13 protein-coding genes are annotated in these 13,544 nt (G+C 41.8%); 8 read left to right on the top strand and 5 right to left on the bottom strand.

All coding sequences use genetic code 11. From position 1 onward, the window contains the following. The 4 genes from KA713_05725 to KA713_05740 are packed head-to-tail and all read left to right on the top strand — an operon-like array spanning nt 1 to nt 3,857. Nucleotides 1-519, top strand: coding sequence for a hypothetical protein (locus KA713_05725; protein UXE68085.1), 519 nt, complete (start codon nt 1-3; stop codon nt 517-519). Next, on the top strand, nt 519-1,469 hold the full coding sequence (locus tag KA713_05730) for a hypothetical protein (GenBank protein ID UXE68086.1): 951 nt from the start codon (nt 519-521) through the stop codon (nt 1,467-1,469). The genes KA713_05725 and KA713_05730 overlap by 1 nt, the downstream gene beginning before the upstream one ends. Nucleotides 1,470-1,525: 56 nt before the next feature. Continuing rightward, nucleotides 1,526-3,373 (top strand): M1 family metallopeptidase, encoded by a 1,848-nt coding sequence (locus KA713_05735; GenBank protein UXE68087.1) that lies wholly within the window; start codon nt 1,526-1,528, stop codon nt 3,371-3,373. 34 nt (nt 3,374-3,407) lie between these two features. Then, nucleotides 3,408-3,857 carry a hypothetical protein gene (locus KA713_05740; GenBank protein ID UXE68088.1) on the top strand — a complete coding sequence of 150 codons (450 nt, stop codon included), beginning with the start codon at nt 3,408-3,410 and terminating at the stop codon, nt 3,855-3,857. Nucleotides 3,858-3,867: 10 nt separating this feature from the next. Here KA713_05740 and KA713_05745 read toward each other — a convergent pair whose 3' ends face one another. Continuing rightward, the gene (locus KA713_05745) at nt 3,868-5,658 is read right to left on the bottom strand and encodes a hypothetical protein (protein ID UXE68089.1); all 1,791 of its coding nucleotides are present in this window, start codon (nt 5,656-5,658) and stop codon (nt 3,868-3,870) included. A 143-nt stretch (nt 5,659-5,801) separates the two neighbouring features. Here KA713_05745 and KA713_05750 point away from each other — a divergent pair, with 143 nt between their 5' ends. Then, nucleotides 5,802-6,395 carry a hypothetical protein gene (locus tag KA713_05750; GenBank protein ID UXE68090.1) on the top strand — a complete coding sequence of 198 codons (594 nt, stop codon included), beginning with the start codon at nt 5,802-5,804 and terminating at the stop codon, nt 6,393-6,395. A gap of 516 nt (nt 6,396-6,911) precedes the next feature. Continuing rightward, nucleotides 6,912-7,559 carry a TlpA family protein disulfide reductase gene (locus KA713_05755; GenBank protein ID UXE68091.1) on the top strand — a complete coding sequence of 216 codons (648 nt, stop codon included), beginning with the start codon at nt 6,912-6,914 and terminating at the stop codon, nt 7,557-7,559. Between the two features lie 45 nt (nt 7,560-7,604). Here KA713_05755 and KA713_05760 read toward each other — a convergent pair whose 3' ends face one another. The 3 genes from KA713_05760 to KA713_05770 form a co-directional block, all read right to left on the bottom strand. Next, nucleotides 7,605-8,297, bottom strand: coding sequence for an NAD-dependent deacylase (locus KA713_05760; protein UXE68092.1), 693 nt, complete (start codon nt 8,295-8,297; stop codon nt 7,605-7,607). Between the two features lie 74 nt (nt 8,298-8,371). Then, on the bottom strand, nt 8,372-10,408 hold the full coding sequence (locus tag KA713_05765; GenBank protein ID UXE68093.1) for a S9 family peptidase: 2,037 nt from the start codon (nt 10,406-10,408) through the stop codon (nt 8,372-8,374). A 146-nt stretch (nt 10,409-10,554) separates the two neighbouring features. After that, a complete protein-coding gene (locus KA713_05770; protein UXE68094.1) occupies nt 10,555-10,914 on the bottom strand; it encodes a DUF3276 family protein in 360 nt (119 codons plus the stop codon). Nucleotides 10,915-11,040: 126 nt separating this feature from the next. Between KA713_05770 and KA713_05775 the strand changes: the two genes are divergently transcribed. Next, complete coding sequence (locus tag KA713_05775; protein ID UXE68095.1) at nt 11,041-11,946, top strand: DUF58 domain-containing protein; 906 nt, start codon at nt 11,041-11,043, stop codon at nt 11,944-11,946. Between the two features lies 1 nt (nt 11,947). On the opposite strand, the gene KA713_05780 is transcribed toward KA713_05775, so the two are convergent. Further along, nucleotides 11,948-12,304 (bottom strand): 4Fe-4S dicluster domain-containing protein, encoded by a 357-nt coding sequence (locus KA713_05780; GenBank protein UXE68096.1) that lies wholly within the window; start codon nt 12,302-12,304, stop codon nt 11,948-11,950. Between the two features lie 106 nt (nt 12,305-12,410). On the opposite strand from KA713_05780, the gene KA713_05785 reads away from it, so the two are divergent. After that, the gene (locus KA713_05785; GenBank protein UXE68097.1) at nt 12,411-13,430 is read left to right on the top strand and encodes an acyl-CoA reductase; all 1,020 of its coding nucleotides are present in this window, start codon (nt 12,411-12,413) and stop codon (nt 13,428-13,430) included. The last annotated feature ends 114 nt before the right edge of the window (nt 13,431-13,544 follow it).

The raw sequence follows: 13,544 nt of genomic DNA on the forward strand, positions 1-13,544 counted from the left end.
ATGAAGAAGTTATTGGTCATTGGAGCGGTATTAATAAACTCGTTGCTGGTGCTGGCTCAAGGCGAGCCTGATCTTGAAAAACAAGACCCAAAGGCGCAAGAAAAAATACAGGCAGCCCGCATTGCACTGATTTCAGAAAAGTTAAAGCTTACACCCGCGCAAGCTGAAAAGTTTTGGCCCATCTATCGAGAGTTTTCAGAACAACGGATGGAACTGCGCAAGCAATTTCGGCAAGCAGAGCGCAACCCTGAAGCTGGAAAAACCCAAGCAGAACGCGAAAAAGCTTTACTGAATTTAGGTCTGCAGCTAAAACAGCAAAATGTAGACTTAGAAAAAAAATATTCTGAACGCTTATTGAATATCATCTCTGCACAGCAATTGCTTACCTTGCCCAAAGCGGAAGAAGAATTTCGCAGAATGTTGATACAACGCCTGCAGGACAGACAAGAATTGCGCGATCAACGAAGAGAAAACATGCGCAACCGACTGGAGCAGCGCCAACGAGAAAAGAATAATTGATGCGGCCTTCGATAAAAAAAGTCTATGCCATCCTTTTTGCGATGGCATTTGCTGTTATAGCAAATGCCCAAACACTCGACACTTTACAGAACAAATCACTTTCACTGTCTGATTTTCTATCCCTTTCAAAAATCGATAGTATTTTTAGCGCAGCCGATTCACTTTCTATTTTTACGATGATTGATAGTTTGCTGAACAGTCAGACAAGCCTTCCTTCATCCATGGTGATTCGGGCTGGTTTTAACACTAATATTGTATCGGCTGGCCGCACCATTGGCGTAAATCAATATGGTGCAACGGCCGGTGCATCTTACTATCATAAAACCGGTTTGTATGCCGATGTAACTGGTTATTGGAGCCAAGAGTATAAACCAAGTCTGTATCTCACCATTGCCTCCATTGGCTATTTAAAAGCCATCGGCTCACATTATTCTTTTCTTGCTTCATACGATCGCCTGATTTATAACAATAAAGACATCAATGTGGAAAACCCGTTGACCAACATGCTTGGGCTTTCCAATTTTTTTGATGTAAAACCATTCACCTTCCGGCTGGATTATTCCTATTACTTTGGTCAAGAGCAGGCCCATCGGATAACCCCCGGAGTCATGCTCACCATTCGCAAATACAATTTTATTGGTTTAGATAGAATATCCCTATCACCTTCTTTTCAAATGCTGTTTGGAAATGCGAATGTTACCAGCATTCAGTTTGCGCAAGAACCTACTGTGCGCTCAAGGAGAAAACTGCCTCAACTGAAGCAAATCGATAAAAAAGAATTTGGTTTAATGAATTACTCCGCCACTCTCCCCTTGCGTCTGTCAAAAAAAAGCTGGTCTTTTATTGCTTCTTACACTTATAATTGGCCTGTTGCACTTCCTGGTGAGAGTGAGATTCCACAAAATAGTTTTGTTTCCCTTGCCATCTCCAAAACCATCAACTTCAAGTAAATCCATTCGGAGGTGTCAGTTCTTTTGAATAATTTTCGAAGATTAAATCGATCCTCATGAAGTTTTTAGCACTTTTATTTTTAGTAGTGGTGTCCCTTCCATCCATTGGTCAGCGGGAATACTGGCAGCAACGCGTGGAGTATACGATGGAAGTATCGTTAGATGATGCCACCCATCGTGTAAACGGTAATCAGAGATTGGTATATTTTAACAATTCGCCCGATACGTTAGCAAAAGTATATTATCACCTTTATTTCAATGCCTTTCAGCCCGGCAGCATGATGGATGTACGATCACGCAACCTGCCCGACCCCGACAGAAGAGTGATGGATCGCATCTCAAAATTGAAAGAGCATGAAATTGGATATCAGCACATTCAATCCTTAAAACAAGACGGAAAAGATGTTTCCTATAAAGTCAATGGAACCATCCTAGAGGTAACGCTCAATAAACCCATCCTTCCAAAATCAAAAACTGTTTTTGAGATGAAGTTTGAAAGTCAGATGCCGCAACAAATCCGTAGAAGTGGCCGCAACAACCGCGAGGGTATTTCTTACTCGATGACACAGTGGTATCCCAAACTGGCAGAATATGACTATCAAGGTTGGCACGCTTATCAATATGTGGCGCGCGAGTTTCATGGGGTGTGGGGAGATTTTGATGTCAAGATTTCCATCCATCCGAAGTATGTAATCGGTGGAACCGGCAAGCTACAAAACCCAGAACAAATCGGTCATGGCTATGAAGGTTCCTCCACTAAAGTAAACCGACCCAACGGAAACCTAACATGGCATTTTTTAGCCAAGGATGTAATTGATTTTGCCTGGGCTGCAGACCCTGATTATACGCATGATAAGGCCAAAGTACCCAACGGACCAGAGTTACATTTCTTCTACCAAAAAAATGAAAAGACTGCTGATACTTGGAAGAAAGTACAAGATATAGCGGTCAAAGTCTTTCAACACTTGAATGAAAATTTTGGCAAATACCCATTCGATACCTATTCGATCATACAAGGTGGTGATGGCGGTATGGAATACCCCATGTGTACACTGATATTAGGTGAAGGAAGTTTGGATGGGGTAGCTGGCACTATGGCCCACGAGGTAGCTCACAGTTGGTACCAGATGACGTTGGCCTCCAATGAATCTTTGTACGCATGGATGGATGAAGGCTTTACTGACTTTGCCAGTGATGAAGCAATGGATGTCATTACAGGTTCTGAACCTAACCACCGAAGCAGCTATCAAAGTTACTTTGCGTTAGTAAACAGCGGGTTGCAAGAGCCAGCCAATCAACACTCGGATCATTTTAATACCAACCGGGCGTATAGCATTATGGCTTATAGCATGGGTGCAGTTATGTTAGAGCAACTCAAATACCTTATCGGAAATCAAAATTTTTACAAAGGCATGAAGTTGTATTATAATTCGTGGAAAATGAAGCACCCTGAGCCGAATGACTTTATCAGGGTGATGGAAAAGGTATCCGGGCTTCAACTTCATTGGTATTTGCGCTATTGGATCAACACCACCAAAAGAATTGATTACGCCATCAGCAGTGTGATTGAAAAGGATGGCATTACGCTAGTTGACTTACAAAGAGTGGGCGAATTTCCCATGCCGATTGATTTGATAGTGACACTAAAGGATGGTACAAAAGAACTCTACTATATTTCGATGAATGAATTGATGGGGAGCAAACCTTCAGAAGATAAAACAAAGCGAGCTATTGTTGAATCATGGCCTTGGGTGAACTCGAACTATACCCTTAAAATCAATCGGAAAAGCAACGAAATTGAAAGCATTGAAATAGACCCTTCGCAGCGTATGGCCGATATCAACCGCAAAAATAACAAGATTGTCATTTCAGAGTTAGAACCTTACACTGACCCAATCAAGTAGTCGGATTTCCGAAAAAAATTGCTAATCTTGAACCATGGAAAAGAAAGCCGACATTCAAAAAACCATCTACGACAACGCCAAATCTCACTTTCTTGGCAACTTCCCCGATTCATTGCCCATTGAGCAAGCCTATGTGCACATCGGCATGTATTTGGGATGGATAATCGAAACCGACCTTTATTCTGAATACTTTGAGGAAGAAGCTGCAGGGCAGATTTTCAGGTTTAAAAGACGTGAAATCTCATGTACTATATTAAGTGAAATCTGGGATGGATATTTAGGCTTTGAACTATTTAACCGTTTCGGCAACTTTTTTACCTATTACTATTATGGAGGGGGGCTTTACCGTGCCGATTACGATGATGTTTTGGTAAAGGGTTTACCTTCCATTTACCATGTTGTGGATAGTTGGGAAAATTATGAAAAAATGAAACAACGTATCAACTTGCGTTTTCTAGATTGGAAAAAACTAACCGGTAATTAAAGGGTAAGAATTAAAGTTGCTTTCCGTTTTTATCGATCACCATCACTTTATTTTCTCCGGCACTGTTAGTCATCTTGATTGACAATTCCCCTGATCCCGTGTTGAATATCAGTTCAGAAGGTGGCATATCCAGTTTAAAGTTATTGCTCCACGCCAAACCATCAGTTTTATAAATTTTTGCAATAGTGGCTGGTAATTTATCTTGTACCTTTTCTTCAGAGTAGATGACCACAAAATAAACCTGCCCTTGCCCAATGACCGATGTAATGCATTTAATTACTGGTAAACTCCTTCTCTTCATGTTCGGCTGATCTACTGCAAAACTTGTCTTTAAATCTGGAATGCGTGAAGGCGTTATTGAATACAAATAGCCAGTGGCCAGCGAATCTTTGTAGGCTAAACCTACCGTGTATCTATCCTCTACAATTGACAATGGTTTGAAGGGCAAATCGCGGTTTGACTCAATAAACAAAGGAATAGAATCAGTGCCTGAGATCACCCACTTAGAAGCCTCCATAGTCGCCTCCCATTCAATCTCCTTTTTCAAACGTTCACGCTTGGCAAAATTCTGAGTGGTGTTTATTAAACTAATCAGCACCGATTTGGTGCCGTAAGATTTGGTGACAAAGTGATTGAAGTTGGCCAGCTCCGTATCGATATCGCGCTTCATAATTCCTGACGATATGCTATCAATGGCTTTAAGATTTACTAATTCCACTTTCAGCGTATTTAATCTAATTTTTACATTAATTGAATCGCGTAAAGGCTTAAAAGCTATTTTATCCGACAGATACTCTAACTCTGCTTGCTTCATCCTGAATACAGCCAATGGCAAAGGGTCTTCATCGTATTTTTTCAATTGGGCGAAAAGTAAATTGTCAGAAAGTAGGCTCAGTTCATTTCTCACAGAAACAGAATCCCTACGAATTTTATCTCGTAATTTATTTAATGAGATATCGTAGGTAATCAGGTTATCGCGCATGGGGATAATCTCGGTTTTTACTTTTTCAGAGATCATATTTGCCCAACGCTTGTAATCCCACAACTTTAAATCATCGTCTAAAAAACTTACCGTAGTGGTGCCATCTTTTTTGTAATCCGAAATCTCCTTTAAGTCAACCACAGGGTTGTAAGAAGTTTTTCCAACTTGCTTTAAGGCAGATTTATAACTGGAAATAGCCGTTTGAGTAGAGTCAAAACACGAAGTTAAATTTACCAAACTAACAACCTCTTTTTCATCGGAGCGAAGAAGTAACTCCTTTTCTGATTGATAGGCAGATTGAAGCTGTGTGAATATCTCCAATGACTTTCCGTACAACCTCTTGCAATTCAAAAAATGTTTTTTGGCTTCCTTTACCTTTTCCTTTCGCTCTTTCAATAAACTTACGCGAGTTTCCAAATCCAACCGAACATCAGAGAGTTTAATGCCAAATTCACCCGTGCGCAAATCTCTTCGGCTGTACATCTGGTAATACTCACCGTTTTTCTTAAGCTCTTTTTCAGTAATAGTATTGTAAACCTTATCAAAGAAAGTAACAGCCGAGTCGCATTGCGCCACCATCAACTCTGTATTTTTCAAAACATCGTTGTTTATGGCCTTCTCTTGCAAGGTAATGCCCATAAACAAAAAGGCATTAGGATTGTCGGTGGTTTCCTTTAGATATCGCTTTAGAAAGGGTTCAGCTCTCGCGTATTGCTTGGCTTGAAGCAATACAACCAATTCTTTATACTTGACTTTTTGTGCTAGGCTGGCGATAGAACAAAACAAAATGACCAATAAGCAAGAAACTATTTTACTCATGAGTAGGTTTAATTGGTCGAAGTTATCAAAATCCGGCTTAATGGACATTTATTAGGCTGAAACCCTTGCAAATTATTGAATGCCATAGCTTTAGGTCAAATCAAAGCTATGAATAAAAAAACTGCATTCACTGCGGGTCTAAAATGACCAAAAAGAATGGTAAGGTCAAAGGTATTCAATTGTATAAATGCACTTCTTGCGGTAAGCAATTCTTAGGTGGTGAGCGATTGGATAGCCATTTGCTATGGCAAGAATACACCGAGGGGAAACAGACCTACCAACAGTTGAGCGAACAGTACGGCTGCTCTATCAAGACAATTCAACGAAGGTTGGATAAAGTGAATGTGAAAACACCAGCCCTGGAAAAAGCAGCGGTAGTGGTGTTGATGGACACGACCTATTTCGGACGGGCCTTTGGCGTGATGCTGTTCAAAGATGCCTATAGCGGCAAGAACCTTTATAAACAATACGTGAAGAATGAAACGAACAGTTTGTACGGGGCAGGGCTTTTGTTTTTGAAAGAGAGCGGACTTGACATAAAGGCCATTGTCTGCGATGGAAGGAAAGGGCTGCTCGCCTTAATGCCAACCGTACCCAAGCAAATGTGCCAGTTCCATCAAGTGGCTATCGTTACGCGATACCTCACACGCAAGCCCAAGGTGCAAGCGGCCAAGGAGCTACGTGAACATGCGTTGTTGCTATCTAAAACAGACAAAGAAAGTTTTGAAGGGGCCTGACCGCCTGGCATACAAAGTGGGAACAATTCCTCAATGAACGCAGCAAAGACAAAGCAGGAAAAAATCGGTACACACACCGCAAGCTCCGCAGCGCCTATAGAAGTTTGAAGACCAACTTGCCTTGGCTCTTCACATTTTACGATAATATGGAACTCAACATTCCCAACACCACTAATGCCATTGATGGCCACTTTGCAGATATGAAAAACAAACTACGAAACCATAACGGACTGTCTTTGAACAGGAAAATGAAATTCATTGATGAGTTTTTGAAGGCATGAGGGTTCTCCAAAATATCAACAGGCCACCCTTTGGATGACCTGTCAAAAGACATTTTGTCGAACCGTCAAGGCATCCCTGATAGGTTGCTCTCCAGCAGGGCCTACTTCCGTTTCACCATTGACACAACAAACTTAAGAACATCATACATTGGATGTGCAAATCAACCCAAATCCCAAAAATAAACAGCCTAATAAATGTCCATTAAAGACTATCGTCTAAAAAACAGCCTAATAAATGTCCATTACTCCCAAAATCCCGACATTTGGTAAACAATTACTAAGCCATTACTTGCAGATTATGCTAAAAGCCACTTTTTCTTGGATTAAATCAATTGCAGGAGCACTACTTATTTTGGTTGTTTTAAAATACACCGGGCTGCTCGGCTATGTTACCCAAGTATCCCAATCCATGGTCATTAAGACGGGGTTGCTAGATGCGTCAACCGATGACAAGGGCAGGGAGTTGTTTGATTATGATTTCGCCATAAAGAACTTGAGCGGTGAGAAATTTTCGTTTGATCAATACAAAAGCAAAGTTGTTTTCTTAAATCTTTGGGCGACTTGGTGTGGGCCTTGCAAAGCCGAAATGCCAGCTATTCAAAAATTATACGATGAAGTTGGAGCCGATGATATCTCGTTTGTGATGCTTTCCATCGATCGAGACAGAGATCAGCACAAAGTGGAAAAGTATGCAAAAGATAAGGCGTACACTTTTCCGATATTTATGCCATCCGGGTTTTTAACAGATCAACTAAACGTACCCTCCATCCCCACCACTTTTATTATTGACAAATACGGAAAGATTGTGGCCAAGGAGGTAGGCACCACAAATTTCAACACCCCTAAGTTTAAGAAGTTCTTGAAAGAACTGGCTGGTAAGTAGCTTTTTTAAGGAAATTAGTACTCGGTGATCGGTAAGTCGAGCAATTCAGAATCTTTCTTTCAACAGCATGGATTTCAACTTGGCCATGCCCACACTTGCCTTTTCGGTAATGAATTCAAGATTGACTAAATGTAAAATATCCGGTTTCTTTGGGTCAATGACGTACTTCTTTGTTTTATCGGGAACGTAATCAATTAAACTAGCCGCAGGGTACACCACCATGGATGTGCCGACTACCAAGAAAATATCAGCAGTAGAAGCAATTTGAGCGGCCACTTCCATCATGGGCACAGCCTCGCCAAACCACACAATGTTAGGCCGCAGTTGAGAACCTCTTTCGCATTTGTCGCCTTTCTTCAATTCCCAACCATCAATGGGATAAATCAATGTGGGGTCTAGCGTGCTACGTGATTCAAATAAACTTCCGTGCAAATGGATCACCTTTGATGACCCTGCCCGCTCGTGCAGATTGTCTACGTTTTGCGTGATGACGGTAACCTTAAAATCTTTTTCCAACTCTGCTAAAATCTCATGACCGCGATTGGGTTTCGCTGCTAATCCCGTTTTTCTTCGCTGATTGTAAAACTCCAGCACCATTTCAGGATTTTTTCTCCAACCTTCTGGCGTGGCAACATCTTCTACTTTATGGCCTTCCCATAATCCACCTGAATCGCGAAAAGTTGCAATGCCACTCTCGGCACTGATGCCGGCACCTGTTAGGGCGATTAGTTTTTTCATCTCCAAAAAAAGAAGTTAACTATAAGAAGTTAGAATGTTGAAGGAAAAGAAAATCTGTGAATCTCTGACAACTTTCACTTTAGTTTTCGATCAAAAAAATCCTTTGACGTTGCAAATACTTTCGCCCAACTTTCATACCGCAAAAATCCATGCACCTCATCGGGCAAAACCAAAAGTTCCACATCGATTTTTCTCTCACGGAGCTTTTCAACTAAATCAATTGTTTGCTGGAAGTTGACGTTGCGGTCATCATCGCCATGCACAAATAATACTGGTGCTTTCCATTTTGATAAATCAGCATTGGGTGATGACCTCAATGCTAACTCTCTTTCTTCTTTGCGAATGCCCCAACTATTGGTGGCATCTTGCCCATCAAAGGACCAGTCGTGCACGCCATGTAAATCAACACCCGCTTTAAAAATTTCCGGGTTGCGCGACAAACCCATTGCTGTCAAATATCCTCCATACGAGCCACCCCACAAACCAATTTTGGTTACCTCTACTTCAGGCAAAGTTTGCAAATACTTCGCGGCAGCTACCACATCTTGGTACTCACTCGCACCACGCGGTCCTTGGTTTTGAGCCATCCTAAAATCGCGGCCATAGCCCACACCATTCCGATAGTTAACAGCCAACACTGCATAACCTTGGTTAGCTAAAAAGTTATTGAAGGCGTAGCAATGGCTGTAATAATCGCTGTAATGAAATCCCAAGAGCATTTGACGAATAGGCCCACCATGCATATACACAATGCCCGCTCGCTTGCCTACCACATTGCGATTGATAAACAATTGCCCGTGAACACTTGTGCCATCGGCTGCTTTAAAGATTACTTGCTCTGGTTTTACAAAACCTACTGGAGAGAAATTGGTAAGCTTACTAGAATTGATAACTGCCACCGCTTTTCTTGCTTCATCAACACGCACCAACATTTTGGCCGCGTTGAAGGTAGCTCTAAAACAATACAATTCGCTTCCACCAAAGGCAGGAAACATCTCAATGCCTTCGCCTGACGTTACGGCCACTGGGCTTCCACTATTTACAGAAGATTTCCAAATATGCCTGCGGTCGATGTCTTCACGATTGCCATCAAAATAAATAAAGTCATGAGCGGAATTTAAAGTGTAGTTTTCTACTTCACCATCGCCCGGGGTAATATCTTTCACATCAGTGCCCTCGGGGGTGATAGAGTACACATGGTTCCACCCTTGGTGCTCGGATTGAAATAAAATCCGATTGGTAATTGTCCACGCCAGGGGCATTGAAACAGTTTGTGCGAAGCCACCATCGGCTGCGGGCGAATTCCAAATTGATTTTGCCTTTGCTGTCTCAACATCGGCCGTCATAATTGAGAACCTGGAGCCTACCGTGTAATTCTCTAGCTCCCCAATTTTGTTTCCCGGGAAGCGGAGAAAGGCAATACTCTTGCCATCGGGCGACCACACCGGAGAGCCATCGTTGGTTACGTCTGGTGCAATCCATTTTATTGTTTTACTGATGGTATGGAACACCCCAACAAAACTATGATCTCCCCGATTGCTGGTAAACAAGATTTCAATTCCACTGGGTGAAAACTTGGGGCCACTGTTAAAACCTCTTGCCGTAAAAAGCAGCTTTGGTGTGGCATTCACTTCCAAGGTAGATTCATAAATCTGACCTGCTTTAGCAAATAAAAATTTCAAGCCATCTCGATAAAAAAGAGGGCTACTGCCTTGCGTGATTTTTGTGGGCTGGTTTTTGGACGCAATGTCTTTGAAATAAATGGCCATGTCGGGCCAATCGGGCAAACTAGCCGGGTTGGGACTTTGTCCATTTCTGTTAGGGCCACCTCCACGACAGAATAACAACTTTAGTCCATTGGGTGAAAACGTCAATTGCGAAATCTCTTGCCCATCATCTTGCTGATAATCCGTAAATAGCTTTGGTAACTCGTTGCCTAATTTAATCATGATGTTGCGCTTGCCATGGTCGTTGATTACCCAGGCAATATTTTTCCCATCGGCAGAGGAAGCAAAGCTTGATTCTGTGGGGTGGCTCATAAATTGCTCAAGAGCAGTTTGGCAAAAAGCCTGCGTAGATAAAAGCAGCACTAGATAGAAAAGTTTTTTCATCTTGATGGAGAGTTAAAATCTGCGAACCCGTCCGCAGCTGGCGGGTCTTTGGTCAATTAATTCATTACCTAAAGTTACCAAATTGAGGACAAAGAAAAAGCCCTAGTTTCCCGAGGCCTTTTCTGGTTTAGGTATAGGTAAAATTGTTAATCCCACTTTAGGTCAGACTCACCGTTTGGCTTGCTCGCTTCTACGGTCAAGGCTTCGCGTTCTTCGCGCTGGTCGAAGGAATCAAAATCAACATCAGGCATCAGTTCTTTCACATGATTGACTGTGTTACCCAATGCTTCCAAAAACTTTTTGAAATCCTCTTTGTACAAAAATATTTTATGCTTTTCGTAGGTAAAGCCCTCGTCATCTTTGTTGAACCTTTTCTTGCTTTCCGTAATCGTCACGTAGTAGTCGTTGCTACGGGTCGATTTCACATCAAAAAAGTACGTCCTCTTGCCGGCCTTTACTTTCTCAGAATAAATCTCGTCACGGCCATTGTTCTTTTGGTCTTCCACAGGGTTTAGGTTTTGGGTTAGGTTTCGTATTTAGGTAGTTTTGGTTCATTCGAAGGTACTATTTTACCAATTTAATGCAAAGAATAGGTACAATTTTTACACATTAATCCGTTTATTTAGGTTCTAATGAGGTCAACTTTTGAAGATATCAGGCAAACGGGCAGCTTAGAGCTGATGGCCAAGCAATTGGTAGAGGGGTTTATTACTGGATTGCACAAGTCGCCCTATCACGGATTTTCGGTGGAGTTTGCTGAGCACCGACTTTATAATGAAGGGCAAAGTACCCGCCATATTGATTGGAAGGTGTTTGCCCGCACGGATAGGCTTTACACGAAGCAATACGAAGAAGAAACCAATCTTCGGTGCTTGTTGGTGATTGATGGTTCGCCATCGATGTACTATCCCAAAGAGAGTAAAGCTAAGATCAAGTTCAGTGTTTACGCTGCTGCTGCCCTCGCTTATTTGTTGCACAAGCAACGCGATGCAGTAGGCGTGAGTTTATTTAGTGATCGAATCGAAGAGTTGACTCCAATAAAATCGTCTTCCATCCACCTCAATAAACTATTTACGTTGCTCGAAAATCGGTTGGCTTTGCAACCGCCCATTGTTGGCACGCGCGTGGCCAATGTGCTGCACGAGATAGCTGAGAAAATTCACAAACGATCGTTGGTGATTTTATTTAGTGATATGTTTGAAGATACCAATGACCATGAAGGTATTTTCAAAGCTCTCCAACATTTGAAGCACAACAAGCATGAGGTATTGCTCTTTCACGTAACGGACCACGCCACGGAATTGAACTTTACCTTTGCGGAGCGACCGTATGAGTTTATCGATTTGGAGAGCGGAGAAAAACTGAAACTCAATCCTGCAGATATTAAAGAGAAATACGAAGTCGAATTGAATCGACTTCATGCAGAATTGAAAATGCGATGCCACCAATTGAAAATCGATTTTGTTTCGGTGGACGCACAAAAGGATTATTTTGAGGTGCTACAGGCGTATTTGATAAAAAGGGAGAAGGTGAGGTAAATCAAGCCAACTGCTCATTGTGCAAATAGGCCTTTCTCGCCATTAACACATCTTTTGATTCCACATGATCGGGATCGGGAACACAACAATCTACAGGGCAAACGGCTGCGCATTGAGGCTCTTCGTGGAAGCCTGTGCATTCGGTACACTTGCCCGATACGATATAATAAAACTCGTCTGATACAGGATTTTGGTTGTCTTTGGCATCGGCCACTGAGCCGTCCTCATTTTTCACTTGTGTAAGAGCCGTTCCACCCGCCCATGTCCACTCGCGACCACCTTCGTAAATGGCCGTGTTGGGGCATTCAGGCTCGCACGCTCCACAGTTAATGCACTCGTCTGTTATTTTTATTGCCATAAAGCCTTAATTCTAAAGTATTTCTATTAAATCGCTGCAAAAATACAGCCCTTGAATTACAGTTCAAAACACTTGGAGGGGGTTAATAGTTTAGCAAGAAAATCGAATGACACTTTTAGAACGAATAGATGGCTTTGCCGAGTTGGGCAACCGATTGCAAACCATGCCTGCTGAAACAAAAAAGGGGCTGTTTCTGAGGGCCAACCAAGAAAACCCATGGTTCACGGATAGTAATATTGCTTTAGCCTTAAATGGGATAGGCGAATTCTTGGAAAAAGAAAAATTGCAACGATGGCTTTCGGCTTATACGATTGAAAATACGCAACCCAAAAAAATTGGTATCGCCATGGCAGGCAATATTCCGATGGTGGGCTTTCATGATTTGCTGTGTGTGCTCGTTACCGGAAATATGGCGGTGGCCAAACTCAGTTCACAAGATTGCGTTTTGATGAAATTTGTATGTGAGCTGTTGAAACAAATCAACCCTTCTTTTACTAACCAAATTCTTTTTGAAGAACGTCTAAAAGATGTGGACGCTGTGATTGCCACCGGTAGCGATAACACCGCACGTTATTTTGAATATTATTTTCGAAACATTCCGCATTTAATTCGTAAAAACCGAAGCTCGTGCGCAGTGATCATGGGTGAAGAAAGCGAAAAGGAATTAATTGAATTGGGTAAAGATGTGTTTAGCTATTTTGGGTTGGGCTGTCGAAATGTTTCTAAGCTATACGTGCCAGAAGGCTTTGATATTAAACGATTGATGAAAGCGTGGGAAGTTTATCTCGAGGTAGTAAATCATCACAAATACTCGAACAACTATACCTATCAGCGAACGATTTTATTGATGAACCTCATTCATTTTTATGACAATGGAGCTGTGATTTTGATTGAAAATAATTCGTTGGTATCGCCTATCTCTTTGCTTTATTATGAATACTATCAATCACTCGATGACTTAAAAAATAAGGTTCACAAACAAACAGAAAAAATTCAATGCATCGTATCTGCAAATGGTTGGTACAATAAGGGAATTCCTTTTGGTCGAGCCCAGCATCCTCAGGTATGGGAATATGCGGATAACGTAGATACCATTAAGTTTCTTACTGCGGTGAGAAGCAAGTAGTATGGAATGATTTGTTTAGCTAAAGTACCACGCTTAATAGTTACTAGTGATAAGTTAAATGTATTATGACGTCATTTAAAAAGTAGGCAGTAGGCAGTCACCAGTAGGCAGTCA

Origin of the sequence: Chryseotalea sp. WA131a, assembly GCA_025370075.1 — a bacterium.
GTDB lineage: Bacteria > Bacteroidota > Bacteroidia > Cytophagales > Cyclobacteriaceae > ELB16-189.

Excerpts from the sequence above, each read along its gene's own strand:
- KA713_05750 (UXE68090.1), top strand. The coding sequence starts at position 5,802 with ATGACCAAAAAGAATGGTAAGGTCAAAGGTATTCAATTGTATAAATGC.
- KA713_05765 (UXE68093.1), bottom strand. The coding sequence starts at position 10,408 with ATGAAAAAACTTTTCTATCTAGTGCTGCTTTTATCTACGCAGGCTTTT.
- KA713_05725 (UXE68085.1), top strand. The coding sequence starts at position 1 with ATGAAGAAGTTATTGGTCATTGGAGCGGTATTAATAAACTCGTTGCTG.
- KA713_05785 (UXE68097.1), top strand. The coding sequence starts at position 12,411 with ATGACACTTTTAGAACGAATAGATGGCTTTGCCGAGTTGGGCAACCGA.
- KA713_05755 (UXE68091.1), top strand. The coding sequence starts at position 6,912 with ATGTCCATTACTCCCAAAATCCCGACATTTGGTAAACAATTACTAAGC.
- KA713_05780 (UXE68096.1), bottom strand. The coding sequence starts at position 12,304 with ATGGCAATAAAAATAACAGACGAGTGCATTAACTGTGGAGCGTGCGAG.
- KA713_05735 (UXE68087.1), top strand. The coding sequence starts at position 1,526 with ATGAAGTTTTTAGCACTTTTATTTTTAGTAGTGGTGTCCCTTCCATCC.
- KA713_05730 (UXE68086.1), top strand. The coding sequence starts at position 519 with ATGCGGCCTTCGATAAAAAAAGTCTATGCCATCCTTTTTGCGATGGCA.
- KA713_05775 (UXE68095.1), top strand. The coding sequence starts at position 11,041 with ATGAGGTCAACTTTTGAAGATATCAGGCAAACGGGCAGCTTAGAGCTG.
- KA713_05740 (UXE68088.1), top strand. The coding sequence starts at position 3,408 with ATGGAAAAGAAAGCCGACATTCAAAAAACCATCTACGACAACGCCAAA.
- KA713_05760 (UXE68092.1), bottom strand. The coding sequence starts at position 8,297 with ATGAAAAAACTAATCGCCCTAACAGGTGCCGGCATCAGTGCCGAGAGT.
- KA713_05745 (UXE68089.1), bottom strand. The coding sequence starts at position 5,658 with ATGAGTAAAATAGTTTCTTGCTTATTGGTCATTTTGTTTTGTTCTATC.